Source organism: Thermodesulfovibrio sp. 3907-1M, from assembly GCF_040450955.1.
Lineage (GTDB): Bacteria > Nitrospirota > Thermodesulfovibrionia > Thermodesulfovibrionales > Thermodesulfovibrionaceae > Thermodesulfovibrio > Thermodesulfovibrio autotrophicus.
Genome location: NZ_CP144373.1, coordinates 232,123 through 257,447 on the forward strand (window position 1 = coordinate 232,123; position 25,325 = coordinate 257,447).

General features: G+C 36.2%; 24 protein-coding genes and 1 pseudogene. 24 read left to right on the plus strand and 1 reads right to left on the minus strand.

The annotated features are described in order from the left end of the window. The first annotated feature begins 8 nt into the window (after positions 1 to 8). The 13 genes from rfbD (at position 9) to V4D30_RS01340 (ending at position 15,671) form a co-directional block, all read left to right on the plus strand. Positions 9 to 842: a dTDP-4-dehydrorhamnose reductase gene (gene rfbD, locus V4D30_RS01280; RefSeq protein ID WP_353684449.1), complete on the plus strand. Its 834-nt coding sequence runs from the start codon at positions 9 to 11 to the stop codon at positions 840 to 842. After that, positions 809 to 2,185: a flippase gene (locus tag V4D30_RS01285; RefSeq protein WP_353684450.1), complete on the plus strand. Its 1,377-nt coding sequence runs from the start codon at positions 809 to 811 to the stop codon at positions 2,183 to 2,185. Before rfbD ends, V4D30_RS01285 begins: the two co-directional genes overlap by 34 nt. Then, positions 2,166 to 2,837: a methyltransferase domain-containing protein gene (locus V4D30_RS01290; protein ID WP_353684451.1), complete on the plus strand. Its 672-nt coding sequence runs from the start codon at positions 2,166 to 2,168 to the stop codon at positions 2,835 to 2,837. The genes V4D30_RS01285 and V4D30_RS01290 overlap by 20 nt, the downstream gene beginning before the upstream one ends. Positions 2,838 to 3,138: 301 nt before the next feature. Then, the gene (locus V4D30_RS01295; RefSeq protein ID WP_353684452.1) at positions 3,139 to 4,230 is read left to right on the plus strand and encodes a glycosyltransferase family 2 protein; all 1,092 of its coding nucleotides are present in this window, start codon (positions 3,139 to 3,141) and stop codon (positions 4,228 to 4,230) included. A gap of 5 nt (positions 4,231 to 4,235) precedes the next feature. Further along, positions 4,236 to 6,155 carry an asparagine synthase (glutamine-hydrolyzing) gene (gene asnB, locus V4D30_RS01300; RefSeq protein ID WP_353684453.1) on the plus strand — a complete coding sequence of 640 codons (1,920 nt, stop codon included), beginning with the start codon at positions 4,236 to 4,238 and terminating at the stop codon, positions 6,153 to 6,155. Beyond that, positions 6,146 to 7,360: a glycosyltransferase gene (locus V4D30_RS01305; protein WP_353684454.1), complete on the plus strand. Its 1,215-nt coding sequence runs from the start codon at positions 6,146 to 6,148 to the stop codon at positions 7,358 to 7,360. Before asnB ends, V4D30_RS01305 begins: the two co-directional genes overlap by 10 nt. Beyond that, positions 7,350 to 8,675 carry a hypothetical protein gene (locus V4D30_RS01310; RefSeq protein ID WP_353684455.1) on the plus strand — a complete coding sequence of 442 codons (1,326 nt, stop codon included), beginning with the start codon at positions 7,350 to 7,352 and terminating at the stop codon, positions 8,673 to 8,675. The genes V4D30_RS01305 and V4D30_RS01310 overlap by 11 nt, the downstream gene beginning before the upstream one ends. Continuing rightward, entirely contained in the window at positions 8,654 to 9,787 is a 1,134-nt protein-coding gene (locus V4D30_RS01315; RefSeq protein WP_353684456.1) for a glycosyltransferase family 4 protein, read from the plus strand. The genes V4D30_RS01310 and V4D30_RS01315 overlap by 22 nt, the downstream gene beginning before the upstream one ends. A gap of 5 nt (positions 9,788 to 9,792) precedes the next feature. Next, a complete protein-coding gene (locus V4D30_RS01320) occupies positions 9,793 to 11,073 on the plus strand; it encodes a nucleotide sugar dehydrogenase (RefSeq protein WP_353684457.1) in 1,281 nt (426 codons plus the stop codon). 403 nt (positions 11,074 to 11,476) lie between these two features. Beyond that, on the plus strand, positions 11,477 to 12,562 hold the full coding sequence (locus V4D30_RS01325; RefSeq protein WP_353684458.1) for a glycosyltransferase: 1,086 nt from the start codon (positions 11,477 to 11,479) through the stop codon (positions 12,560 to 12,562). A 366-nt stretch (positions 12,563 to 12,928) separates the two neighbouring features. Continuing rightward, positions 12,929 to 14,776 carry a nucleoside-diphosphate sugar epimerase/dehydratase gene (locus tag V4D30_RS01330; RefSeq protein WP_353684459.1) on the plus strand — a complete coding sequence of 616 codons (1,848 nt, stop codon included), beginning with the start codon at positions 12,929 to 12,931 and terminating at the stop codon, positions 14,774 to 14,776. Between the two features lie 3 nt (positions 14,777 to 14,779). After that, complete coding sequence (locus V4D30_RS01335) at positions 14,780 to 14,902, plus strand: hypothetical protein (RefSeq protein ID WP_353684460.1); 123 nt, start codon at positions 14,780 to 14,782, stop codon at positions 14,900 to 14,902. Between the two features lie 13 nt (positions 14,903 to 14,915). Continuing rightward, on the plus strand, positions 14,916 to 15,671 hold the full coding sequence (locus V4D30_RS01340) for a Wzz/FepE/Etk N-terminal domain-containing protein (protein WP_353684461.1): 756 nt from the start codon (positions 14,916 to 14,918) through the stop codon (positions 15,669 to 15,671). On the opposite strand, the gene V4D30_RS01345 is transcribed toward V4D30_RS01340, so the two are convergent. Continuing rightward, on the minus strand, positions 15,663 to 16,163 hold the full coding sequence (locus tag V4D30_RS01345) for a hypothetical protein (protein ID WP_353684462.1): 501 nt from the start codon (positions 16,161 to 16,163) through the stop codon (positions 15,663 to 15,665). The genes V4D30_RS01340 and V4D30_RS01345 overlap by 9 nt on opposite strands. Positions 16,164 to 16,371: 208 nt before the next feature. On the opposite strand from V4D30_RS01345, the gene fabG reads away from it, so the two are divergent. The 11 genes and pseudogenes from fabG to V4D30_RS01400 all read left to right on the plus strand — a co-directional run bounded on the left by fabG (position 16,372) and on the right by V4D30_RS01400 (position 25,304). After that, positions 16,372 to 17,109 (plus strand): 3-oxoacyl-[acyl-carrier-protein] reductase, encoded by a 738-nt coding sequence (gene fabG, locus V4D30_RS01350; protein ID WP_353684463.1) that lies wholly within the window; start codon positions 16,372 to 16,374, stop codon positions 17,107 to 17,109. A gap of 24 nt (positions 17,110 to 17,133) precedes the next feature. Continuing rightward, complete coding sequence (gene acpP / locus V4D30_RS01355) at positions 17,134 to 17,370, plus strand: acyl carrier protein (protein ID WP_353684464.1); 237 nt, start codon at positions 17,134 to 17,136, stop codon at positions 17,368 to 17,370. A gap of 6 nt (positions 17,371 to 17,376) precedes the next feature. Further along, the gene (gene fabF / locus V4D30_RS01360) at positions 17,377 to 18,615 is read left to right on the plus strand and encodes a beta-ketoacyl-ACP synthase II (protein ID WP_353684465.1); all 1,239 of its coding nucleotides are present in this window, start codon (positions 17,377 to 17,379) and stop codon (positions 18,613 to 18,615) included. 173 nt (positions 18,616 to 18,788) lie between these two features. Then, positions 18,789 to 19,196, plus strand: a pseudogene (locus V4D30_RS01365) (hydrogenase iron-sulfur subunit); the annotation flags it as partial. A gap of 90 nt (positions 19,197 to 19,286) precedes the next feature. After that, entirely contained in the window at positions 19,287 to 19,613 is a 327-nt protein-coding gene (locus V4D30_RS01370; protein WP_353685147.1) for an NADH-ubiquinone oxidoreductase-F iron-sulfur binding region domain-containing protein, read from the plus strand. Positions 19,614 to 19,632: 19 nt separating this feature from the next. Further along, positions 19,633 to 21,402, plus strand: a complete 1,770-nt coding sequence (locus V4D30_RS01375) for an NADH-dependent [FeFe] hydrogenase, group A6 (protein WP_353684466.1) — start codon at positions 19,633 to 19,635, stop codon at positions 21,400 to 21,402. Between the two features lie 19 nt (positions 21,403 to 21,421). After that, positions 21,422 to 22,807, plus strand: coding sequence for a [Fe-Fe] hydrogenase large subunit C-terminal domain-containing protein (locus V4D30_RS01380; RefSeq protein ID WP_353684467.1), 1,386 nt, complete (start codon positions 21,422 to 21,424; stop codon positions 22,805 to 22,807). Between the two features lie 25 nt (positions 22,808 to 22,832). Then, positions 22,833 to 23,156 carry an iron hydrogenase small subunit gene (locus tag V4D30_RS01385; RefSeq protein ID WP_353684468.1) on the plus strand — a complete coding sequence of 108 codons (324 nt, stop codon included), beginning with the start codon at positions 22,833 to 22,835 and terminating at the stop codon, positions 23,154 to 23,156. A gap of 41 nt (positions 23,157 to 23,197) precedes the next feature. Next, entirely contained in the window at positions 23,198 to 23,479 is a 282-nt protein-coding gene (locus V4D30_RS01390) for a hypothetical protein (RefSeq protein ID WP_353684469.1), read from the plus strand. A gap of 86 nt (positions 23,480 to 23,565) precedes the next feature. After that, the gene (locus V4D30_RS01395) at positions 23,566 to 23,826 is read left to right on the plus strand and encodes a TM1266 family iron-only hydrogenase system putative regulator (RefSeq protein ID WP_353684470.1); all 261 of its coding nucleotides are present in this window, start codon (positions 23,566 to 23,568) and stop codon (positions 23,824 to 23,826) included. Beyond that, entirely contained in the window at positions 23,823 to 25,304 is a 1,482-nt protein-coding gene (locus V4D30_RS01400; RefSeq protein ID WP_353684471.1) for an aspartate ammonia-lyase, read from the plus strand. The genes V4D30_RS01395 and V4D30_RS01400 overlap by 4 nt, the downstream gene beginning before the upstream one ends. Positions 25,305 to 25,325: the final 21 nt, after the last annotated feature.

Genomic DNA, 25,325 nt, shown 5'->3' on the forward strand with positions numbered 1-25,325 from the left:
GAAAAGACATGAAAGTTTTGATAACAGGTTCAAAAGGTCAACTTGCAAAGGAATTTATAAAACACCTTACAGACAAATCTATAGATTTTATAGCATTTTCAAAAGAAGAGCTTGACATAAGAGATACAAACAAGGTCTTTAAAATCCTCAAGGAGCTAAGACCTAATATAGTAATTAACTGCGCAGCCTATAATCTTGTTGATAAGGCAGAGTCTTTTCGTGAAGATGCAATTGCGGTAAATACCTTTGGTGTTGCTAACTTAGCTTTTGCATGCAAAGAAATTAATGCTTTTTTAATTCATTTTTCTACTGATTATGTATTTGATGGAACAAAAGAGGGTTTTTATACTGAAGATGACAAACCTAATCCAATAAATGAATATGGTAGAAGTAAACTTTTTGGAGAATTTTTCCTTCAGAGAATTCTTGAAAATTATCTTATTTTCAGAACAAGTTGGGTCTATGGTGAGGGAAAACAGAATTTTCTTTATAAGCTTGAAGAGTGGGCAAAGGAAAGGGAATATTTAAAGATTGCGGTAGATGAGTTTTCTGTGCCAACTTCAACAAGGACGATAGTTGAGGTAACAATGAAGGCAATTGAAGAGGGACTTACAGGATTATACCATCTTGTCAATTCTGGCTATGCTTCTCGCTATGAATGGGCAAAGGAATATTTCAGAATAAAGGGTATTAAAAAGCTAATACTTCCTGCCTATCAGGCAGACTTTAATCTTCCTGCAAAAAGACCAAGGTGGTCGGTGATGAGTTGTGAAAAAATCTGTAAAGATTTGGGAATTGAGATAAGGAAGTGGAAAGAGGAGTTAGAAATCAATCTATTATGAAATTTAGGGAAATGAGGGGATTTGATTTTTCAAAGACACATATAAATTTTATAAAAGTTATATCAGATGATAAAAAAAGACTTTTTTCTAATTTCCTTTCTTTAAGTACACTTCAGGCTGCAAATTATATTTTCCCCTTGATTACCTTGCCTTATTTAGTAAGAGTTTTAGGACCTGAAAAATTTGGGCTTATTGCCTTTGCTCAGGCTTTTATAATGTATTTTAATATCTTGACTGATTACGGCTTTAATCTTTCTGCTACAAGGGAAATTGCTATACATAGAGAAAACAAAGATAAAGTATCAGAAATTTTTAGCTCGGTAATGTTGATAAAATTTGGTCTTTTACTACTGTCTTTTATTATAATGTCTGCTATTGTTTTTAGTTTTGAAAAGTTTAAAAGAGATTGGCTCATTTATTATTTGACTTTTGGTATGGTAGTGGGGCAAACTTTGTTTCCTGTTTGGTTCTTTCAAGGAATGGAGAGAATGAAATATATAACATTTTTAAATATTCTTGCAAAGCTGATATTTACACTTGCGATTTTTGCTTTTGTTCGTCAAGCTTCTGATTATATTTATGTTCCTCTTATAAACTCTCTTGGGTTTATAGTTGCTGGTGTTTTGGCTTTGTGGATTATATTCAAGGATTTCAATATAAAGTTTTATTTTACAGGACTTGAAAAGCTAAAATATCAGCTAAAAGAGGGGTGGCATATATTTGTTTCTACAATAGGTATTAACATGTATAAAATGAATAGTGTGTTGGTTCTCGGTATATTTTCAGATAATACTACTGTAGGATATTTCTCAATTGCTAAAAGATTGATGGATACGATTAATTCTTTAAATAGTATTATCTCACAATCTATTTATCCTTATACTGCGAGGCAGATCCCGAGAGGAACTGCTAATAGTTTTTTGAGAAAGATTGGAATAATAATAGCTCTATATACGTCTATAATAGGTTTTATGTTGATATTTTTTTCTGATTTTATAACGAAAATCTTAGCTGGGCAAAGTTTATATCAAACATCACTAAGTATCAAGTTGCTTGCACTTGTACCTCTTGTTATTGGAGTAAATGTCCCTGCAGTTCATATATTGTTGGGAAAAAGGAAAGATTTCTTGTTTACAAGAGCGGTAATTCTTGGAGGGTTTTTAGACTTATTGTTAAATTTTATGTTAGTTCCCTATTTTTCATATATAGGCTCTTGTATATCTGTAATTGTTACTGAGACATTTGTTACACTGATGTTATATTGGTATGCATTGGACAATATATGTCTTAAGTATTTGATAAGTTTGTTAAAAGGAGGGAAATATGGACAGGAAAAAGATTAATCTTTATACTGAAAAGCAGAAGGACTATTACACGAATATCCGTTACGATATTATAGAGTTAATCCCTAGAAATCCAAATAATAAGATTTTGGAAATAGGTTGTGGTTATGGAGCCACATTAGTAGAACTTAAAAAACTAAAAAAGGCAGATTATGTGGTAGGTATAGATATAGTCGATATGGGTCAGAAACAGAACTTAGATGATTTTATATGTTGTGATATAGAGGAACCAGAAAACCTACCATTCCCCACTAATTTTTTTGATATAATTATATGTGCCGATGTTTTAGAGCATCTTATTGACCCTTGGAGTACTCTTAAAAAACTTAAAAAATATCTAAAGTCCGGAGGTTATATTATCAGTAGTATTCCTAACATTAGAGAAATTAGAACGATGTTTACTATTTTTCTTAAAGGGGATTTTCGATATGTAGAAAGAGGAATTCTTGACAAAACACATTTAAGATTTTTTTGTAAAAAAAATATTATAAATTTATTTAATGAAACCGGTTTTAAAATTGAACGTGTGACTTATAAATTACCCTTAAAGAGAAATCTCGTTAACAAAGTGTTTATGGGATTGCTTGAAGAATTTGTAGTGGTACAATATTTAATAGTAGCTATAAATGAAAATACCGAAAAGAATTCCTAAAAATATAACTAAAATTGTAAATAAAAATAATAATAAAAGATTGTTTTGAAAATTTTGAAGAAAGATATAAAGATTTTGAGTATTATAGACAAGTAATAAAAGAAGAACCTAAAAAGTTCGTAGAGGATTTAAAAAAGATATTTGTAAGGGTGGAAAATGAATAACTATCCTAAAATCTACATAATCATCCTAAACTACAACGGCTGGGCGGATACGATAGAGTGTTTGGAGAGTGTATTGAGGGTGATTGGGGAAAGGCTCTTAGAGAGTTTATAAGCTTTTGTGAAAGGAAGATATTATCATGAAGTTTAAGTATGAGCCTTTAGTCTCTATTATTACATTAACTTATAATCATGAGAATTATATTGCTGAATGCATAGAATCTGTTTTATGTCAAACTTATGAGAACTGGGAAATGATAATTCTTGATGATGCATCTACGGATAAAACTCCCTATATTGTTGAGAGGTATGCTAAAAAAAACAAAAAGATAAAGTTTATAAGAAATGAAAAGAATAAAGGTCCTCTGTACCTTGATGAGAATTATAATACCGCTCTTAAAGAGTGTAAAGGAGAGTGGATAGGATATCTTGAGGGTGATGATGTTTTAACAAAGAAGTCATTGGAATATAGAATAATGGCTTTAAATAGTATAGACGAGAACCAAAGAAAGTATATATCTCTATTACACGGAAAAGCTGGTAGAATATGGATGGATAGCAACATTATAGATATAGTTGAATATATGCATTTTGATAAAAGGATAATTAATAATGATCCAATTGGAGCAGCTCTGAATTATTTTTTGTTAGGATTAAACTTTATTTATCCTGGAAGTGTTCTTATAAATGAGAAGAAACTTCAAAAAATAGGTGGCTTTATTCAATATCCTAAGGAAATTAGGTTGGTGGATTTTCCAACCTGGTGTTATCTTACATTGGAGGGAAAGTTTCTTTTCTTAGATAAAATTCTATACTTTTGGCGAAGGCATGATAAATCTATTACGATGAATTATAATATAGAAATTAGCAAAGCTGTTATAAAGTTTATCGAAAAATTCTGGCAAGAAAACGAAAACAGGATTCCAGAAAAAATAAAGAACAACTTAAGATCATATTTAGGATATCACACAAAACTTGAATTGTTGAAAAATCTTATCATGAACTGTGATTTCAATGAAGCTAAGTTTGTTTATGAAGAGATTAAAAATATGAATTTGTCAAATTTGATGCAAGAACATATTGTATTTAGGTTAAAGAGAACAATAACTTTTTTAGCCCTAAAGTTAAAATCTTCATTTATACTAAAACTTGCTTTGAGTATAAAAAGAAAAAAATACGATAAAATCTTGGGAACTTATCAACCTTTTTTCTTTAAAAACTTAGAATTTTAGCCGTCATGTGCCGGATAGTAGGATTTTGGGACTTAAACTTCAAAAGAGATTATGACCTTGAGAACACAATAACCGCTATGAGGGATATCCTATCTCACGGAGGGCCTGATGATGCGGGAAATTACATAGAAGATTCCTTAGGGCTTGCCCTTGGACACAGAAGGCTCTCAATCCTTGACCTTTCACCCATGGGCCACCAACCCATGGAGTTTGAAAACCTTGTTATTACCTATAACGGAGAGGTCTATAACTTCAGAGAAATAAGGAAGGAACTTGAAAGGGAAGGATATGGCTTTAAGTCCAATTCAGACACAGAAGTAATTCTTAAAGCCTTTCACAGGTGGGGATTTTCCGCAGTTCATAAATTCAGGGGCATGTTTGCCTTTGCAATATGGGACAGGGAAAAGAAGGAGTTGATCCTTTGCAGAGATAGAATTGGAGTAAAGCCTCTTTACTGGTACCACAAAGACGGGCTTTTTATGTTTGCCTCAGAGCTAAAAGCTTTTCACAAACACCCAAAGTTTGAAAAAAGACTAAACTTAACCGCCCTTTCCTTATATCTACAATACATCTACATACCAGCACCGTACAGCATATTTGAAAACACCTACAAGCTAAAGCAGGGGCATTTCCTTGTAATAAACTCAAAGGGAGAAATAAAGGAATTTCCTTACTGGAGCGCAGAAGAACACTTTTTAAAAGGTTTTGAAGAAAGGGAAAGGTGGTTAAAAAGGCCAGAAGAAGAGCTTGCAGAGGAGCTTGAAGGCCTTCTTACTGAAAGCTTTAAGCTAAGGCTTGTTTCTGATGTGCCCGTTGGGATGTTTTTAAGCGGAGGTATAGACTCTTCCACTGTTTGCGCTCTTCTCTCCAAAGAGGGGATAAAACTTAAAACCTTTACCATTGGTTTTTACGAAGAGACTTACAACGAAGCTCCTTTTGCTAAAAAGGTTGCCCAATACCTTGGCACAGAGCACACAGAGCTTTACTGCACGCCAAAAGAAGCCTTTGAAATAATACCCAGACTTCCAGAGCTTTACGATGAGCCCTTTGGAGACTCTTCTGCCATACCCACCTTTTTGGTCTCAAAGCTTGCAAAGGAAAAAGTAAAGGTTTCTCTCTCTGCTGATGGAGGAGATGAACAGTTTTGCGGATATATAAGATACTGGCTTATAGCAGAAAAGATACAGAAGTTAAAAAAACTACCATTGAAAAGCTTATGGACCTCTTTACTTGATTTGCTATCTCCGGAAACTGCCTTAAAGCTTTATGAAAGCTTTAAGTTTATTCTTCCCAAATATACAAACTTTAGGGATAAGTATATAAAACTCAGACAGGTTCTTAAGGCAGAGAGCCTTCTTGACCAGTATGACCTTGCAGTGAAGTATTTTCTGGAAGATGACTTAAAAGAGCTTGGCTTTGGCTCTGGCAAGAAGCTAACCCAGTGGCTTTCTGTGAATTCCCTTGACCCTTTAAGCTCTATGATGCTTCTTGATTTGAAAACCTATCTGCCAGACGATATACTTGTAAAGGTGGATAGAGCTACCATGGGGGTAGCCCTTGAAGGAAGGGAGCCTTTCCTTGACCACAAGGTAGTTGAATGGACTTCAAGACTTCCTGCGGAATTTAAATACAAAAACGGCAAAAGTAAGTATCTCCTTAGAAAGGTGCTGTATAAATATATACCATCTGAGATTCTTGAAAGGCCCAAACAGGGCTTTGGAGTTCCCATATACGAGTGGTTTAAAAGTGAGCTTAAGGGTCTTTACAGGGAGTATTTAGACAGGAAAAGGATAGAAAAAGGGGGCATCTTTAATCCTGATGAGGTAGAAAGATTGCTAAAATCATACCTTGAAGACAGGGGAGTTAACCACAACAAGCTCTGGCTTTTGTTTGTCTTTGAGATATGGAGGGAGAGATGGGTATAAAAAAGAGTTTTTGCTTTCTTATTAATTCTCTTGCAGGCGGTGGCGCAGAAAGGGTATTAATTAGAATTTTATCCTTTTTAAAGCCAAAAAAGGTTTTCCTTCTTGAGAGAGAGATTAATTACCCAGTTGATGAAAGCCTTGTAGAGATTCTTTCAAAACATTCCATTAGAACCAATCCCATACTGAAAACTTTATATATCCCTTTATATGCCTTAAGATTATCTTCAAAACTTGAAAATAGTTCAACTGTTGTATCCTTTCTTGAGAGGGCAAACTTTGTAAATGTGCTCTCCAAATCTTTTAAAAAGCACAAGGCAATTATATCGGTCCGCATGGATCAGGAGAGCGGACATAAGGGTTTGAGAAAACTTAATTCTTTACTTATCAAAATTTTTTATCCAAGGGCAGACCTTGTAATTGCAGTAAGCAAGGGCGTTAAAGAGAGCCTTATTAGACTTGGCGTTCCTGAAGAAAAGATTAAAGTCATTTACAACCCTTACCCCATTGAGGAGATCCAAGGCTTGACAAAAGAGCCTCTTTATGAGTATGAAGTAATATTTAAAAATCCTGTTCTCATCACTGCAGGAAGACTCACCAAACAAAAAGGCCAGTGGCATCTTTTGAGAATCTTCAAAAAGCTAAAAGAAGAGTTTCCAGAGTTAAAGCTTGTAATCCTTGGAGAGGGCGAGCTAAAGGAGTATCTTTTTAAGCTATCTCAAACTCTTGGACTTAAAACCTTTGTATGGGATAGGGATAAGCTTTCAGAAGATTTTGATGTTTACTTTCTTGGATTTCAGAAGAATCCTTTCAAGTTTATAGGGAGGGCTGAGCTTTTTGTGTTTCCTTCCTTGTGGGAGGGTTTTCCAAATGCTCTGGTTGAAGCTATGGCTTGTGGAGTTCCTGTTGTTTCATCAGATTGTAGAAGTGGTCCAAGGGAGATACTTGCACCTGATAGGGATTTTAGGATTGAGACACAGGAACCAGAGTTTGCTGAATATGGAGTTCTTATGCCCGTTTTTGAGGTAAAATTTAAGAAGGCAGATGAACCTCTGGAAGAAAAGGAAATAATGTGGGCTGAAACCTTAAGAAGGCTTTTAATAGACGACAAGTTAAGGGCCCATTACTCACAAAGGGCTTTAGAAAGAGCAGAAGATTTCAGGATTGAAAAGATTATTGAAGAGTGGAGGTGGGTGCTTGAATCTTAAGAATTTGTCCTTAATTTTTGGTGCATATTATCTTTACACCTTGCTGGTAGGTTTTCTAATTCAGTTTTTCGTGTTACCTTTTCTGTTTCCTCAAGCTCATTGGGGACACGGCCTTTTGGTTGGAGGAGACTGGATACTGTTTCATACCGAAGCTGTTGAGTTGGCGCGCAGGATAGCTATAGAAGGCTGGTTTGTTTGGAGTTTAAGACCAGAGCCAAGCTATCAATCTATGTCTGGTATAACCGCATTGTTCTATGCACTTACCGGTATTTACGAGCCATGGATTATGCTTTTTTATAACGCCTTTCTGCATGCCTTTTCTGGGGTTCTCCTATACGCCATATACAGAGAGTTTAACATTTCTCACAAACTATCTTTTCTCTTTGCAACTATTTTTGTCTTGATGCCTACATCGTTAACATGGACTACCCAGATACACAAAGATGGTTTGTATATAGCCGGTATGTTCCTAACAATGTTTGCCATAGTTAATGCGTTCAAAGAGGAAATTTGGAAAAATGTTCTTTCAATTGCCTGCGGATTCATGGGTGGAGTGTTATTTTGGATTGTTGGAAGAGGATATGCTCTTGAAATAATATCTTATTTTTATGCCCTTTTTATAGGTTTAACTCTTATCTTGGCTGTTTTTAACATAGTGGAAAAATTCTCTAACGCAAGAGGCTATTTTAAAGCCTTTGCAATACTTTTCATAGTGCTTCTGGTTATATATCCTTTAAAACCACAGACACAAATACAGACACAACCACAGACACAAATACAGACACAACCACAGACACAAATACAACAATGGAAGTCTATACCTTTCATACCGAGTTTTATTGACAAACAGTTTAAAAGATTAGCTGAATGGAGAGTTTATTGGATTACATATCTTGGTGGAACACCAGGAGCTGTTGACCAAGAGGTAAGGTTTTACAGTGTATTAGACTTTATTAAATACACACCAAGGGCACTTTTTGTTGGCCTCTTTGCTCCCCTTCCTGAGGTGTGGTTTACAAAAGGCTTAACTGCAGGTGGAACAATTGCCCGCTACATAACGCCCTTTGAAGCAATGTATCTTTACCTTGCTTGGCTTCTTTTACCCTTCACTATATATTTTCACAGAAAGAAGATTTATTTCTGGTTTTTACTTTTGCTTTGTCTTGGTTTTGTATGGCTTCATGTTGTAGCTGAGCCAAACTACGGACCTATAGTAAGGAAGAGATATGCTTATGTAATGTTCCTTTCAGGGTTGAGCTACATTACTTTTATCTACTACTTGAAAAAGCTAAGATGGAAAGAAAAAAGCGCATAATTCTTTGTTCTAATACTGCCTTTAGTCTTTATAACTTCAGGTTTAGACTTGCAAGAACCTTAAAAGAAAAAGGTTTTGATGTGTATTTGATAGCTCCTGAAGATGACTATGCAGAAAAACTCAAAAAGGAGTTTCCTTTTATACCTTTGAGGCACCTTGAAAGGAAGGGTAAAAATCCTATCAAAGATTTAAAGCTCTTTTTGGAATTTTTAAGAACTTACTCAAAGATTAAACCAGACCTTGCTATTCATTATACAATTAAACCCAATATTTATGGAAGTTTAGCAGCAAATTTTCTTGGTATTCCAAATATAGCAGTAATTACGGGACTTGGACATGTTTTTATTTCAAATTCCATTCTAAAATCTCTTGTGGTTATTTTATACAAGTTAGCTTTCAAAAAAACTAATTATGTGATTTTTCAAAATTCTGATGATATGAATGAGTTTATAAAAAATAATATTATCTCCAAAGAAAAAGCAAAGGTTATCTATGGTTCTGGTGTTGATACTGAGAGATTTAACCCTGAGTTTTGCAAGGATATCTCTGAAAATTCAATTTTTAAATTCCTGCTTATAGCGCGCCTTCTCTGGGAAAAGGGAATTAAGGAGTATGTGCAAGCTGCAAAGATCATAAAATCCAAATATAGTAATGTAGAATTTAGGATTTTAGGGAATTTTGATAAAGATAATCCTTCCTGTGTTCCAAGGGAATATATAGAAAATTTGCATAAAGAGGGTATTATAAATTATCTTGGATTTTCGGAAGATGTGAGACCCTTCATTAGTAAAAGTGATGTAGTAGTTCTTCCTTCTTATAGGGAGGGGCTTCCGAGGGTTTTGCTTGAGGCTATGGCTATGGGAAAACCTATAATTACCACGGATGCCCCTGGATGCAGGGAGGTTGTTTTAGATGGTTATAATGGTTTTATGGTTAAAGTGAGAGATGTAGAATCTCTGGTTGAAGCCTTTGAAAAGGTTTTAAATTCTGACAAAAAGACCTTAAAACAAATGGGATATAATGGAAGAAAGTTGGTAGAAGATAAGTTCAGCGATGAGGTTGTGGTCAAGCAGATGTTAGAATTAATTGAAGAAATTCTCAGGAAGAGGTAAGAAAAATGGTTGAAAAAATATGTGTGGTAGGTCTTGGTTATGTAGGATTACCTTTAGCATGTTTGCTTGCTAAAAAGTATAAGGTTATAGGATATGATAAGAACCAAGATAGAATTGAAGAGTTAAAAAGGGGTGTGGATTCCACAAGGGAAGTTTTGCCTGAAAGTTTGAATAATCCCAATCTTGAGTTTACAGAGGATGAAAAGAGAATCTCAGAATGCGATTTTGTTATAGTTGCTGTTCCTACACCAGTTGATAAGGTCAAAAATCCTGATTTGTCCTATCTGAGAGATGCCTCACGAGTTGTAGGTAAGAATTTGAAGAAAGGGGCTATAGTGGTTTACGAATCTACCGTATATCCCGGAGCAACGGAAGAAATATGCGTGCCTATTCTTGAAAAGGAAAGTGGGCTTAAGTGGAAAGAGGATTTTTGGGTAGGATATTCACCTGAAAGGGTAAATCCTGGAGATAAAGAACATACCATTGAAAAGATTGTTAAAGTTGTTGCAGGCGATACGGAGTATTCTCTTGAGAAGATAGCGGAGGTCTACGGCTCCGTTATTGGCGCAGGCATATATAAAGCACCAAGTATAAGGGTAGCAGAGGCTGCTAAGGTAATAGAAAACACTCAGAGGGATATAAATATAGCTTTGATGAATGAGCTTGCTATAATTTTTGACAAAATGGGCATAGATACCAGGGAGGTATTAAAGGCAGCCTATACAAAGTGGAATTTCTTAAGGTTTGAACCGGGTCTCGTAGGAGGTCATTGTATACCGGTTGACCCTTACTACTTGGCTTATAAATCCATGGAAATTGGTCATGTTCCTGAGCTTATTCTTGCAGGACGAAACATAAATGAGTCAATTCCTTCCTATATAGCTTATAAAACTCTAAAACTTATGATTAAAGGTGGAAAAAGTATTGCCAATGCCAAAGTTCTGGTTATGGGAATAACCTTTAAGGAAAATGTTCCAGATATAAGAAATTCTAAATCTTACGATTTAGTGAGAGAATTAAAGGAGCTTGGGCTAAATGTCTTTGTTTATGACCCTGTTGCTTATCCTGAAGAGGTTAAAAAAGAGTATGGAATAGAACTCATCAAAAATATTGATGAATTTGCTCCTTATGACTGTGTAATTGTATCTGTTAAGCATAATGAATTTAGAAATTATTCAAAGGAAATATTTAAAAATATTATGAAAGCTCCCTATATATTTATTGATGTAAGATCCTGTTTTGAAGAGTTTAAAAAAGATAAAGATTTTATATACTGGGCTTTGTAAATAAAATAGGAGGGGTAGATGGAAAGGGAGTTTAAGAGGAAGGCAACCCTCTCTGTTGATTCCTTGTATTCACGGATATTTCTTGAAAATTTAAGCTTGCTTCAATCTGTAAACAACAATAAAATCTCTTTCATTATTCCTCTTAGTAAGGAGGTTTCTACAAACACAAATAACATAAGTGTATCATTGATGGCCTTGATTTTAAAAAAAGGTTTTTGAAAGGCTTAGAGAAATTTATAAAAATAGAGAGGATTTAAATTATCTTGAAGAGGCTTTAAAGGAAGGAAAGGGAGATAAGTTATTTGAAGAGGTTTAATAATAATGGTTGCAGGTATAAGTTCTTTATTTTTGGGAATATTTTTTGCCTTTTTAATTGAATGGTGGAATAATGTTAGGGTTAGAAATGATTAAATTTGCGGCTATAGCTTTTTTTGTTTCCTTTTTTCTCAATCTTTTAATCATCTTTCTGGCTAAAAAATATAAAACCTTTCTTACGGATCATCTGCATATGGGACCTCAGAGCTTTCATCTCTCTCCTACTCCAAGAGTTGGAGGACTTGCCATATTCTCAGGAATCACTTTAGCATTAATTTCAGCCTATCTTTTTAAAAATTTACTAAAAGTTTCTTTTTCTTCAAATTTTCCTCTTCTTGTTCTCTTTTCTTTTCCTGCTTTTTTAGCAGGATTTCTGGAAGACCTCTCAGGAAAGCTTCATCCTAAGATAAGAATGATATTTCTCATTTTATCTGCACTTCTTGTTTTTAAATTTCTTGAGGTAAAAATCATAAGAGTTGATATTGCCTTCTTTGATAGCCTTTTGAAAATTGAGGTAATTTCACTTTTGTTCACAGCTTTTGCCCTTGTTGGAATAGCAAATGCTATAAACATAATTGACGGCTTTAACGGGCTTGCAAGTATGGTTTCCATGATGATTTTTATGGCTATTGCTTTTGTTGCCTATAAACTTGGAGATTACGAAATAACAAGTATATGCGTTGTAGCCTCCTTTTCTCTTCTTGGCTTTTTTCTCTTAAACTACCCCTTTGGACTTATCTTTCTTGGAGACGGGGGAGCCTATTTTACAGGATTTTTAATAGGAGTGGCGAGTGTCCTTCTTGTGAAAAAGCATCCTCAGGTTTCTGCATGGTTTGCCTTTACGGTAAATCTATATCCGGTTTACGAAACCCTTTTTTCTATTTACAGAAAACGCATTTTAAGAAAAAGATCTGCTATGAGTCCAGATGGACTCCATTTCCATATGCTAATTTACAAAATTTTTATAAAACGCCTATTTAATATTTATTCTCCGGAAATAAGAAATCCTTTGACCTCTGTTTTTCTCTGGGTTATAAATGCCCTTGCAATTGTTCCTGCCCTATTATTCTGGAATAATATAAAAATTCTTATTGTCTGTTGCATTTTTTTCTGCATACTTTATACTTATCTCTACTGGAAAATTTTGAAGCTTAAAAAGATTAACCTGAAGTAAAACATGCGATCAGTAAATAAAAAGCAGAAGATGAAAAACTGATTACTGAAGAACAAAGACTCTCAGTATTACAACTTGACCTGATAGTAAAAGGAGAAATAAAGGCTACTAAAAAATTGGTTTTTCTCACAATTTATTATATGAAACAGAAGAAGTAGAATGGCTTGAAAGATTGCCCGGAATGAAATGTTTTTTACCAAAAACTAATGAAGAAGTAAGAGAAGTGATATTAAAAACCTATAATATGAACAGCCCGTGTTACATAAGACTTTAAAAGAATGAATCTTACTGAAAAAATTCGTATTCAGAAGTCTAAGTTTCTAACTCCCACTCCATTAAAAAGATTAATTTTTTTTCTTATTGGAGATGTCTCAATTATTATCCTTTCATTATATCTCGCTTTTTTATTTCGTTTTGATTTTATTATGCCCCCCTAAATATACAGAGATTTTTTTCATATGTGTTTCATTTTTTGTTTTTGTTAAAATTTTTTGTTTATGGCTTTTTAAAGTATATAAGATCCCTTGGAGGTATTTTTCTCTTGCTGATATACCAAAGCTTTTAAATTCCTTAACAACAGCTTCTCTTATAATTTTTCTTTCAGTTTTTCTTCTGCGAAATTATCAGTACCTCCTATTTTTGCCTCAGAAATTCATACAACTTTCCTCTATCCCGGTAAGTGTCGTATTTATTGATTGTTTCATATCCTTCATATGTATCTCATTCTTGAGAATATCCAAGAGATTTTACTTTGAAATTTTTAAAGGGAAAAGGTTTAAGGAAGGTTTCAGAACTCTTATAATTGGAGCAGGTAATGTGGGAGAAATGATCTTAAGGGATATTAAAAGACAAAATTTTAGCGGTTTTTGCCCTGTTGGTTTTTTGGATGATGATAAAAGAAAAATAGGAACTTATATACAAAATTTAAAAGTTTACGACAGTATTGATAATCTTGGAAAAGTAATCAAAAATTTAGAGATAGAGGCTATAATAATAGCAATTCCTTCACTGAGTCATAAAAAACTCATAGATATATATATTTCGGCTAAAAATGCAGGTGTCAGCACAATAAAAATAATACCCAAGCTTTATCAGTTTGAAAAACCCGAGATAAATTTAAAGAAGTTAGAAGATATAAAAATAGAAGATCTTCTCGGAAGACAGGAAGTAAATATTAATTTTGAAGAAGTTAAAAGTTTTCTTCAGAATAAAAAGATATTAATTACAGGAGCAGGAGGCTCTATTGGTTCAGAGCTTGTGATTCAGACTGCCCAATTTGCTCCAAAGGAAACTATTTTGCTTGACATTGATGAAACAGAATTATTTAATATGGAGGTTAAATTAAATAAATTTTTCCCTGAATTGAAAAGCTTTAAATTTATTGTTGCAGATATCAGAGACCATATGAAACTTGACCAAATTTTTAAAAAAATCAAGCCAGATATTGTTTTCCACGCAGCTGCTTATAAACATGTTCCCATGATGGAGTATAATGCTGATGAAGCAGTTAAGGTGAATATATTTGGGACATATTATCTGGCTAATATAGCTGGAAAATACAATGTGGAAAAGTTTATTTTAATATCTACGGACAAAGCTGTTAGTCCTATAAGTGTTATGGGGATGACAAAAAGAGTGGCTGAATATATATGTAAAGCCCTTAATGAATATGGCAAGACTGATTTTATTTCTGTAAGATTTGGAAATGTTCTCGGCAGCAGAGGAAGCATTTTACCCTTATGGATGGAACAGATAAAAAATGGGGGTCCAATTACAGTAACACATAAGGATATGCAGAGATACTTTATGACAATTCCTGAAGCAGTACTGCTTGTTCTTCAAGCTTCTGCTATTGGTAAATGCGGAGAAATCCTAGTGCTTGACATGGGAGAGCCTGTAAAAATTATTGATCTGGCTGAAAGATTTATAAAATTACATGGATTTGAGCCATACAAAGACATTGATATAAAATTTATCGGAATAAGACCAGGTGAAAATCTTTTTGAGAATATACTAACTTCAGAAGAAGGAGTGACTGCCACAAAAAATGAAAGAGTTTTCATTGCTAAGGAAGATAATAGATTATCGTTTGATTATATTGAATCATTTCTGAAAAAACTGGAAGAAATAATAAGAAACGAAAGTGATGAAAAAAATATGAAGATAAAACAAACTTTATCTGAATTCATAAATTCCTGTAAAAAGGGAAAGTAATTGATGGAGGAGTTTGTTTTAGTGTTTTCTATTGAAGAGCTTTCAGAAGTTAAAGAAATTAGATTTTTTAATATTTCAGAGTATGCAAAAGGCAAGATTTTAAGTTTACTAAAAATAAATCAATAGTGGAGGGTCATTTATGAATGTGGAGGAAATAAAAGAAAAATACTCCGATGAGATTGATCTTTATGAGTTAATTCTTATTCTTAAAAAACGAATAAAGTATGTTGCTGGTGTATTTGTGCTTGGTGTTTTTGTTGCAGCCGTGGTTAGCTTTATTATGCCGAATATTTATCAGGCGAGGGCAACGCTGTGGGTGGATTCTTTTATTACTCAGGCGATGATTGAAAATCTTAAAGCTAATCAATTTGTAAGAGATAGTAAATTATCCTTTATAATTCCTCTTCAGCAAGGCAGGTCTTTAGATGCGACTAATCTGAGTCTGTCAATACTCTATAGTGCAGAATTTCAGAAAAAGTTGAGAGATAAAGTAAGGCAGACTTATGGTTCAGGTGTTGTTCCATCGTTTAAAGCTGACATAGATAAGAAAACAGGAAGCATTGTGTTTACATCAGAGCAAAGGGATAGAAAGCTTGCAGAAGAGATTTTGAAGACCGCTATTGAGGAGTTCAGGACGGAGCTTGATAAAGCCTCTCTTGCCTTTTCAGAAGTGATTGCTTCAGAGAAGGTGAAAACTGATAAAAGCAAAAATTTCTTTCTTTATGTTATAGAAAATCCTAATTCCTCAGAGACTCCTGTAAAGCCTAAAAGGAAGTTGATTATTGCTTTGGCTGCCGTAAGCTCACTTTTTGCAGGAGTTTTTCTTGCTTTTTTAGTTGAGTGGTGGAGCAAGGCAAAAAGAGGCGGAGGAGATTCCTCGCGGAGTTTACCCTGAGCGTAGCTGGAGGGCTTGGAATGACACTTCATTTTTGTCATTGCGAGCCGAAGGCGTGGCAATCTCTATTATAAGGAGGAGATTCCTCGTCGCTAACGCTCCTCGGAATGACAAAGGAAAAAGGCTCGGAATGACAATTCTTACTCTGTCATTGCGAGCATCTCTTTCTGTCATCCAGAACTTTTTTGTCATTCCGAGAGTGGTATCCCAACTTTTCATTGTCATTCCGAGGGTGGCATTCCACCCGAGGAATCTCTGAAATAGTGAGAAAGGAGGAGATTCCTCGCTGACGCTCGGAATGACAAAGGAAAAGACATGGAATGACACCTCTTTTCTGTCATTGCGAGCCGAAGGCGTGGCAATCCCTATTATAAGGAGGAGATTCCTCGCCTGCCTATGGCAGGCTCGGAATGACAAAGAAAAAATGCTCGGTATATCTTCTTTCTGAAGATTACTTGATAAAATTCCTGTAAAACTGTTCTCTACTGTCATCTAATCCCCCCTTTTTTTCTTTCTGCATAGTATAAACATCTTATTCAGGAAATGTCAGATTTAATCTTGACTATGACAACCTAAGTTTATGTGCTTAAAAATGCGGAATTCAAGTTGTTAATTTTAGGGTTTATAATGGAGTGGAATTTTTAGAAAGATTTTTTTTATAATTTGATTTTTAGGGAATACTGATGAAGGGAGGTTTTTTATGAAAGGGCAGACAGCTATAATAACTGGTTCTTCAAGAGGTATCGGTAGAACAACTGCAGAAGAGTTTGCTAAAAGAGGAGTAAACATTGTAATTGTTGATATAAATGGTGGGAATGCTGAAAAAGTTGCAGAAGAAATTAAATCTCTTTATGGTGTTGAAACTTTAGGAGTTAAAGCCGATGTTTCTAATTCAGAAGATGTAAAAAAACTCTTTGATGAAGCAGTTAAAAAATTCTCTAAAGTTGATATTCTTGTAAACAATGCAGGAATAACAAGAGATAATCTTCTCATAAGGATGAAAGATGAAGAATGGGATGCTGTTTTAAACATAAACCTTAAAGGAGCATTTTTATGCTGCCGTGAAGCAGTTAAAATCATGTCAAAAAACAAGTATGGTAGAATTATAAATATTGCCTCTGTTGTAGCTTTTATTGGAAATCCCGGACAGGTTAACTATTCAGCATCAAAGGCAGGACTGGTAGCTTTAACGAAAACACTGGCTAAAGAGTATGCTTCCCGTGGAATCACTGTTAATGCTGTTGCTCCGGGTTTTATTCAAACAGCTATGACAGAGCAGTTGCCTGAAAAAGTTAAAGAAGAGATGCTTCGCATGATTCCTCTTCAGAGGTTTGGAACAACGCAGGATGTTGCAAATGCTATAATATTTCTGGCTTTGCCAGAATCTGGATACATAACCGGACAGGTTATTCATGTAAATGGCGGAATGTACATGTAAAAAAGAAAAAGGAGGAGGTAAGTAATGGTAGAAGAAAAGGTAAAGGAAATTATAGCAAAACAGCTTGGGGTTGAAGTATCTCAGGTAACACCTGAAGCATCCTTTGTGGAGGATCTTGGAGCAGACTCTCTTGATACTGTTGAGCTTGTTATGGCATTTGAAGAGGCATTCGGTATTGAGATTCCCGATGAAGATGCTGAAAAGATTAGCAAAGTGAAGGATGCAATTGACTACATAAAAAACAAAACAGGTCAGGCATAATATTTTATGAGCAAAAGAAGAGTTGTTGTGACCGGGATGGGGATGGTTTCCCCTCTCGGTCTTGATGTTAAATCTACATGGGAGGCAATTCTTCAGGGTAAATCAGGAGTTTCTTATATTACCCATTTTGATGCGAAAGACTATCCTGTAAGAATTGCAGCAGAAGTTAAAGGTTTTGATCCAGCAAACTACATTGAACAAAAAGAAATAAAAAAAATGGATAGATTTATCCATTTTGCAATTGCTGCTACTGAGATGGCATTGCAGGATTCAGGTTTAAAAATCACTCCTCAGAATTCTGAAAGAATTGGAATTGTGATCGGCTCAGGCATGGGAGGACTTCCAACCATTGAATATTACCACAAAGTATTGCTTGAGAAAGGATGGAAAAGGGTAAGTCCATTTTTTATTCCTATGGTTATCGTTAATCTTGCTGCTGGTCAGATATCCATAAGATATGGAATAAAGGGACCAAATCTTGCAGTAACAACTGCCTGTGCAACAGGAAATCATTCAATTGGAGAAGCTTTCAGAATGATTCAATATGGAGATGCCGATGTAATGATTGCAGGTGGCACAGAGGCTGTTATCACACCAATGGCGGTGGCAGGATTTGCCATAATGAGAGCTCTCTCAACAAGAAATGATGAGCCTGAGAAAGCAAGCAGACCTTTTGACATTGATAGAGATGGATTTGTAATGGGTGAAGGAAGTGGAATTATTATTCTTGAAGAGCTTGAGCATGCTTTAAAAAGAGGAGCAAAAATTTATGCAGAAGTTGTCGGATATGGAATGAGTTCAGATGCCTATCATATTACAGCACCTGCACCAGAAGGAGAGGGTGGAGCAAGATGTATGAAGATGGCAATAAATGACGCTGGAATTCATCCAGAAGAAGTTGACTATATAAATGCTCATGGAACAGGAACAAAACAGGGAGATGAGCTTGAGACTCAGGCAATAAAGACAGTTTTTGGTGAACATGCCTACAAACTCTGCGTAAGCTCTACAAAATCTATGACAGGTCATCTTCTTGGTGCTGCTGGTGGAGTTGAGGCGATTTTTACAGTTTTAAGTATTTATGAAAATATTGTCCCGCCAACCATTAATCTTGACAACCCAGACCCCGAATGCGACCTTGACTATGTTCCTTATAAACCAAAGAAAAAAGAAATCAGATATGCAATGACAAACTCCTTTGGTTTTGGTGGAACAAATGCTTCCCTTGTATTTAAAAAATTTTAAAGGGAAGTTACAGGGGTTGACAAAATTTTTAGCTTCGGGTATAATTAATCAAAATCCTACCAAGAAGGTCTAAAAAGGCAGAAGCCTTTCTAAAAACTCACTGAACCTGCCTGCCAGAAGGCTGGCTAAAAGCTAAGAAAGCAAATAACTAAAAATTTTGAGGAGGTTTTGCCATGGAGCAGGGCTTCGAGCCTAAGATTATTGCCTTTTTATGCAATTGGTGTAGTTATGCAGGAGCAGATCTGGCAGGTTCTTTGAGGTATAGTTACCCACCTAATTTGTATGCAATTCGTGTTCCCTGTTCAGGAAGAGTTGAACCAGAGTTTATCATTAAGGCTTTTTTATCAGGTGCTGATGGTGTTCTGGTTGCTGGCTGTCATCCAGGAGACTGTCATTACAGAACTGGAAATTATTATGCCAACAGGAGATTCAACTTACTTACAAGATTTCTTGAAATTATAGGAATTCCAAAGGAAAGGGTAAGACTTGAGTGGATCTCAGGAGCAGAAGGACTTAAATTTGCCCAGGTTGCAAGGGATTTTGTTGGAAAAATAAAAGCTCTCGGTCCTCTTTCAATTAAAACACCTGTTGATGTTGACTGGTTAACTCTTTCAAGAACTGTTGCCACAGTTGGTTCAGCAGGAAAGCTTTTCTGGGAAGAGGATAAATGCATGGCAGAAATAATTGAGTTTTTCCTTGACTATGCTCAACAAAACTCCTGTGCTGAGTGTATTCCATGTAGAATCGGCACAAAGAGAATGCAGGAAATTGTCAAAAAAATTTTTGATGGCTCAATTTCAGATAGAGAAGTCTCTCTTCTCTATGATTTTGCAGAGGATATTGGTGCATCAAGCAAGTGTGATCTCGGGAAAATGGCAGGTAAGGCTGTAAAGTTCGCTCTTCAGTACTGTAAGGATGATATAGATGCACACATTAAAGGAAGTTGTGGGCATTCAATCCCAGCCAATCCTGGCTGGCAAGCGATAATGATGAAATAAATTTAGAAGGAGGATAAACATGGCTAATGTAACACTTACAATTGATGGGCAAAAAGTTACAGTGCCAGAGGGAACGACAATACTTAAGGCTGCTGAAAAGGCAGGAGTTAAAATTCCTACTCTTTGTTTTCTTGAGCATGTTGGATTAAGACACATCAAACATGATGTTGGAGCATGCAGGGTCTGTGTTGTAGAAGTGGAAGGTAAAAAAGACTTTGTATCATCCTGCAATACACCCGTTGAAGAAGGCATGGTAGTTCGTACACATACTCCAAAAGTTATTGCGGCAAGAAAGCTTAATCTTGAGATGATGCTAAGTGATCATCATCTTGACTGCCCAACTTGTCCGAAAAATGGAATATGTGAGCTGCAAGCAATCTGTGCAGAGCTCAATGTTAGACAGATAAGACCTCAGGGAGAGAAAAAAGATTTTCCTATAGATGATTCATCTCCTTCTATTGTGAGAAATCCGAATAAATGTATTGTCTGTCAGCGATGTATTACTGCCTGTAAGGTTCTTCAAACAGTTGATGCCCTTGAACTTTATGGAAACGGCTTTGATGCGGTTGTAAGACCAAAAGGCGGACTGCCTCTCATCGAGACTCAATGCGTTGCCTGCGGTCAGTGTGCTCTTGTATGTCCGACTGCTGCAATCGTTGAAAAGGATGACACATGGAAAGTATGGGAAGCAATTGCTGATCCTAAAAAACATGTGGTTGTTCAGACTGCACCTGCAACTCATGTGACAATAGGTGAAGCCTTTGGACTTCCTGTCGGAACTGACATTACAGGGAAAATGGTTGCTGCACTTAAAAGACTTGGATTTGATGCTGTTTTTGATACAAACTGGTCAGCAGACCTGACAATAATGGAAGAAGGATATGAGCTTATTCACAGAATCAAAAATGGCGGTGTTTTGCCACAGTTTACATCCTGCTCACCTGGATGGATAAAGTTTATTGAAGAGTTTTATCCAGATCTGATTCCCCATGTTTCAACATGCAAATCACCTCAGCAGATGCTTGGACCTATTGCAAAAACCTATTATGCTGAGAAAAAAGGGATAAATCCTGAAGACATCTTTGTTGTATCTGTCATGCCATGCACAGCAAAGAAATATGAGGCAGCTCGTCCAGAGATGAATGCAGCTTCTAAATACTGGAACAATCCAAATATTACGAGAGACGTGGATGTAGTGCTTACATCTAGAGAGCTTATAAGGATGATTCGTGAGGCAGGAATTGATTTTGCCAGTTTGCCCGATGAACCCTATGATCCAATAATGGGTGAGGGAACAGGTGCAGCTCAGATATTTGGTGCAACGGGTGGAGTTATGGAAGCAGCATTGAGAACAGCCTATGAGGTTGTTACAGGGAAAACCCTTCCAAAGCTTGATTTTGAAGATGTAAGAGGAATGAAGGACATTAAAGAGGCATCCGTAAATATGAACGGAGTAACAGTAAAGGTTCTTGTTGCTCATTCACTCGGTGCAGCAAGGCAGCTTATGGATAAGGTAAGAGCAGGTGAGCTTAAGGATTATCACTTTATAGAAATCATGGCATGTCCTGGTGGATGTATTGGTGGAGGCGGGCAGCCAATTCCAACTACAGTTGAGGAAAGAGAAAATCGTATTAAAGGAATATACGAAAGAGATAAAAAGCTTAAAATCAGGAAAAGTCATGAAAACCCAGAAATTCAGGCAATTTATAGAGAATTCCTTAAGGAACCTCTTGGACATAAGTCTCATCAACTGCTTCACACTCATTACACTCCAAGAGGTAAAAAATAACTAAAACAAGGGGGGTTGTATGGTAAGAAAAGTCAAGACTTTTAAAGGGGATGGCGGAGTTAGTGCAGACACAGGAACCTATCGGAAAGGTGAGTTAAGAGGAATTATCAAAATTGATCAGGAAACATGTGTTGGATGCGATACCTGTAGAACCGTATGTCCTGCAGGAGCTGTTAAGGGCTCTGTAGGAGAGAAGCACTCAATTGATGTTGACCGATGTATTAACTGTGGTCAATGTTTGCTTAACTGTCCCTTTGGTGCAATTGAGCAGATGAGCTTTGTTGACTATGTTATTGAAAAGCTTAAGGATAAAAAAACAAAGGTTGTTGCAATTGTGGCACCTGCTGTAAGAGTTGCAATAGCAGAGGAATTTGGTGCAGAACCTGGCACACTTACAGTAGGAAGGCTCTGGGCAGCTTTAAAAAAAGCAGGATTTGATATTTATGAAAACAACTTTGCTGCTGACCAGACAATTCTTGAAGAAGGAACAGAACTTCTTGCAAGAGTTGCAGCTCACTCAGGACTAAAGGAACTTCCAGTTGAACTCTGGGGCAAAAAAGTAGTCCTTGAAGTTGAAGAGTTTAAACATAAGCCTCTTCCTCAGTTTACATCATGCTGTCCTGCATGGGTAAGGTATGCTGAGGTTTACTATCCAAAAGTATTACCAAATCTTTCTTCATGCAAATCACCACAACAGATGGCAGGAGCCACGGCAAAAACATACGGTGCGAAAGAAATCTGGAAAGTAAAGCCCGAAAATATTTATACCGTTGGAGTAATGCCATGCACAGCAAAGATTTTTGAAGCATCCCGTCCTGAGTTTGACTCTGCAGGAAAGTTTTTAAAGAAATCTGGGATGAGAGATGTTGATGCAGTCCTTACAACAAGAGACCTTGCAGAGGTTTTGAAAAAACTGAACATTGATCCAATGAAACTTTCTGAAGAAAGACAGCCAAAAGATTTTATGCAATATACAGGTGGTGCAACTATTTTTGGAGTTAGTGGTGGAGTTATGGAAGCAGCATTGAGATTTGCCTTCCATGTTCTTTCAGGGCTTGAGCCATCTGCAATGAGTCCGCAGTGGGATTTTGAGGATGTAAGAGGATACAGGCATCCTGTTGTTTCTGCCACAATACCTGTGCCATTGAGACCAGAATACGAAAAAGTTTTCAAAACAAAGCAGATTGATATAAAAGTTTGCGTTGTCAATGGGATAGGACCAGAAGGCGCGCATCTTAAACCGGTGATTGAAGATGTGGTAGCAGGTAAAAGCCCTTATCACTTCATTGAGGTAATGACCTGTCCTGGAGGATGTATAAACGGTGGTGGACAGCCTGTTCATCCAATTGAACTCGGTCTATGGGAAAAATTTCTTTATGCCTTTGCCGGTTCAATAAAGAAATGAAAAAGAGATAATTAGGAGGTGAACAATGGGTAATATAACAAGAAGAGCATTTATAAAGTTTGCAGGATTAACATCAGTTATTTTACTTACAGGATTTCCAAGACTCGGCTCTGGAGAGATAATCAGTAACAACTTTTTTGATACCCCGGTTGGAAGACAGAGACTTAATATTATAAAGACAAGGCAGGCAGGACAATACAAAGATGATTTGATACTCAGAGAAAAATTCAAGATGGCTGCTTCCCATGAAAATCCGATGATAAAGAGATTTTACTCTGAGTTTGCCCATCATCCTCTGAGCGAAGTCAGTGAAGCACTGCTTCATACGCATTATAAGGCAAGAGTTTAAAAATTAGCCCGGGCATTGTCCCGGGCTAAAAGAGGATAAAGATGGTGGTTTACTATAGTCTGGGAAATAGAAAATACTGGTTTGCTACAATTGAAAGACTGATACAGATTGCTGGGATTCTTTCAAGAAAAAGCTACCTTCTTTATGATTTTGATGCAATAAATGATACATACAATGACTGGTTTATCCTTAACGAAGACTATGTGAGAAAACTAAGCGAGGTTATTGAAGAAGTCTTGGAAGAAATAGAAGATGAAGATATTTTTAATGATCTTTTAGTTCTGAAACAGGTTTTCGAAGGTGGAAGTGTAGTATTTGGATAACTGCCTTAACCGAGGGATTTTATCCTGAGGTAAGGGCTTTAGAGTTAATTTTCCCTGAGACAGAGGGAAAAACCTGAGGTCAAAGGATGAATAAAAAGATTGGAATTGTTGGAGTAATAGTCAGTGAAAGAAAAAAGAATGCTTCCTTAGTAAATAAAATCCTCTCAGAGCATTCAGAGATAATTATCGGAAGAATGGGAATCCCTCAAAAAGATACAGATACAGGACTCATATCTCTTTTTGTAGAAGGCAATACAGACAAGATAGGCTCTCTTACAGGAAAACTGGGTATGATAAAAGGCGTTACAGTAAAGAGTCTTTTAATACCGGTTAAGGAGAATCCATGAGAGTAGAAAAAGACTCATTGGGTGAAATTGCTGTTCCTCGTGATGCCTACTATGGAATTCATGCTTTAAGGGCAAGGGGGAATTTCTCTGTCACAGGACAGACTCCTCATAGAGAGCTCATATGGGCAATGGCTATGGTTAAGAAAGCCTGTGCATTTGCAAACAGACAAACAGGACTGCTTGATGAAACTAAAGCTAAAGCCATATTTAAAGCCTGTGATGAAGTTGCTCAAGGTGCTCTTGACAGTGAAATTATCGTTGACGCTCTTTCTGGTGGTGCTGGAACATCAATTAACATGAATATTAACGAAGTCATTGCAAACAGAGCCCTTGAACACATTGGATTTGAAAAGGGAAGATATGACATCATTAGCCCTCTTGAAGATGTAAACATGAATCAGTCAACGAATGATGTTTTCCCAACAGCGGTCAAGGCTGCCATTGTAAAACTTACAGGAGAGCTTGCTCAGGAGGTTGCTCTTCTTCAGGGAGAGTTTCAGAAAAAGGAAAAGGAGTATGCAAAGATTTTAAAGGTAGGCAGGACAGAGATGCAGGATGCAGTTCCTGTTACAGTGGGGCAGGAGTTTTCTGCATGGGCAGAGGCATTAAACAGAGACTGGTGGAGGCTTAATAAAGCAGTGGAAAGACTTCGTCAGATAAATCTCGGTGGAACAGCAGCAGGAACAGGGCTTAACTGTCCAAAGGCATATATTGAGATTGCTGTGGAGAAATTGAGAGAGCTCACAGGACTGCCTCTTGCAAAGGCTGATAATCTATTTGAGGCAACCCAGAATACAGATACTTTTTCAGAGGTTTCGGGATTTTTAAAAACTCTTGCAGTTGATTTGATAAAAATTGCCTCTGATTTGAGATTTTTAAGTTCAGGTCCACGGGCAGGGATTGGAGAGCTGAGACTTCCTGCAGTTCAGGTTGGTTCTTCAATAATGCCAGGAAAGGTAAATCCTGTTATCCCTGAGATGGTAACTCAGGTTGGGATAAAAGTGGTTGCATCCGATCATGCAGTAAGCTTTGCCTGCAGTCTTGGAAATTTTGAGCTCAATCCCTTTTTACCGCTTATAGCCCATGAAATTATTGGCGCAATCAAAATGCTTAAAAACTGTTGCAGAATTTTTAGAGAAAAGTGTGTATCTGGGATAACAGTTGATGAATTACGATGTAGGGAACTATTTGACAAAAGCTCCTGCATTATAACAGCCTTTTCACCTTATCTTGGATATGAAACCTGCGCAGAGATTTACAAAGAAGCACTGGCTACAGGAAAAAGGGTTGAAGAGCTTCTCATTGAAAAAGGCTTTTTCACTGAAGAAGAAATAAAAAGTATAACTCAGCCACAAGAATTAACAACACCCGGCTTTGCCGGAATTAAGTATTTAAGAGCGAGATTGCTTCGCCAGCATACGCAGTCTCGCAATTACAGAATTAGGCATAGAGAAGACAATAATGATTGTGAAGAATAGCAACAATGGGTTTATTTGTCA

Bases quoted from the DNA above. Each gene is read 5' to 3' on its own strand.
- rfbD (WP_353684449.1), top strand. From the start codon at position 9: ATGAAAGTTTTGATAACAGGTTCAAAAGGTCAACTTGCAAAGGAATTT.
- V4D30_RS01290 (WP_353684451.1), top strand. From the start codon at position 2,166: ATGGACAGGAAAAAGATTAATCTTTATACTGAAAAGCAGAAGGACTAT.
- V4D30_RS01295 (WP_353684452.1), top strand. From the start codon at position 3,139: ATGAAGTTTAAGTATGAGCCTTTAGTCTCTATTATTACATTAACTTAT.
- asnB (WP_353684453.1), top strand. From the start codon at position 4,236: ATGTGCCGGATAGTAGGATTTTGGGACTTAAACTTCAAAAGAGATTAT.
- V4D30_RS01305 (WP_353684454.1), top strand. From the start codon at position 6,146: ATGGGTATAAAAAAGAGTTTTTGCTTTCTTATTAATTCTCTTGCAGGC.
- V4D30_RS01315 (WP_353684456.1), top strand. From the start codon at position 8,654: ATGGAAAGAAAAAAGCGCATAATTCTTTGTTCTAATACTGCCTTTAGT.
- V4D30_RS01320 (WP_353684457.1), top strand. From the start codon at position 9,793: ATGGTTGAAAAAATATGTGTGGTAGGTCTTGGTTATGTAGGATTACCT.
- V4D30_RS01325 (WP_353684458.1), top strand. From the start codon at position 11,477: ATGATTAAATTTGCGGCTATAGCTTTTTTTGTTTCCTTTTTTCTCAAT.
- V4D30_RS01330 (WP_353684459.1), top strand. From the start codon at position 12,929: ATGTCTCAATTATTATCCTTTCATTATATCTCGCTTTTTTATTTCGTT.
- V4D30_RS01335 (WP_353684460.1), top strand. From the start codon at position 14,780: ATGGAGGAGTTTGTTTTAGTGTTTTCTATTGAAGAGCTTTCAGAAGTT.
- V4D30_RS01340 (WP_353684461.1), top strand. From the start codon at position 14,916: ATGAATGTGGAGGAAATAAAAGAAAAATACTCCGATGAGATTGATCTT.
- V4D30_RS01345 (WP_353684462.1), bottom strand. From the start codon at position 16,163: ATGACAGTAGAGAACAGTTTTACAGGAATTTTATCAAGTAATCTTCAG.
- fabG (WP_353684463.1), top strand. From the start codon at position 16,372: ATGAAAGGGCAGACAGCTATAATAACTGGTTCTTCAAGAGGTATCGGT.
- acpP (WP_353684464.1), top strand. From the start codon at position 17,134: ATGGTAGAAGAAAAGGTAAAGGAAATTATAGCAAAACAGCTTGGGGTT.
- fabF (WP_353684465.1), top strand. From the start codon at position 17,377: ATGAGCAAAAGAAGAGTTGTTGTGACCGGGATGGGGATGGTTTCCCCT.
- V4D30_RS01370 (WP_353685147.1), top strand. From the start codon at position 19,287: ATGGCAGAAATAATTGAGTTTTTCCTTGACTATGCTCAACAAAACTCC.
- V4D30_RS01375 (WP_353684466.1), top strand. From the start codon at position 19,633: ATGGCTAATGTAACACTTACAATTGATGGGCAAAAAGTTACAGTGCCA.
- V4D30_RS01380 (WP_353684467.1), top strand. From the start codon at position 21,422: ATGGTAAGAAAAGTCAAGACTTTTAAAGGGGATGGCGGAGTTAGTGCA.
- V4D30_RS01385 (WP_353684468.1), top strand. From the start codon at position 22,833: ATGGGTAATATAACAAGAAGAGCATTTATAAAGTTTGCAGGATTAACA.
- V4D30_RS01390 (WP_353684469.1), top strand. From the start codon at position 23,198: ATGGTGGTTTACTATAGTCTGGGAAATAGAAAATACTGGTTTGCTACA.
- V4D30_RS01395 (WP_353684470.1), top strand. From the start codon at position 23,566: ATGAATAAAAAGATTGGAATTGTTGGAGTAATAGTCAGTGAAAGAAAA.
- V4D30_RS01400 (WP_353684471.1), top strand. From the start codon at position 23,823: ATGAGAGTAGAAAAAGACTCATTGGGTGAAATTGCTGTTCCTCGTGAT.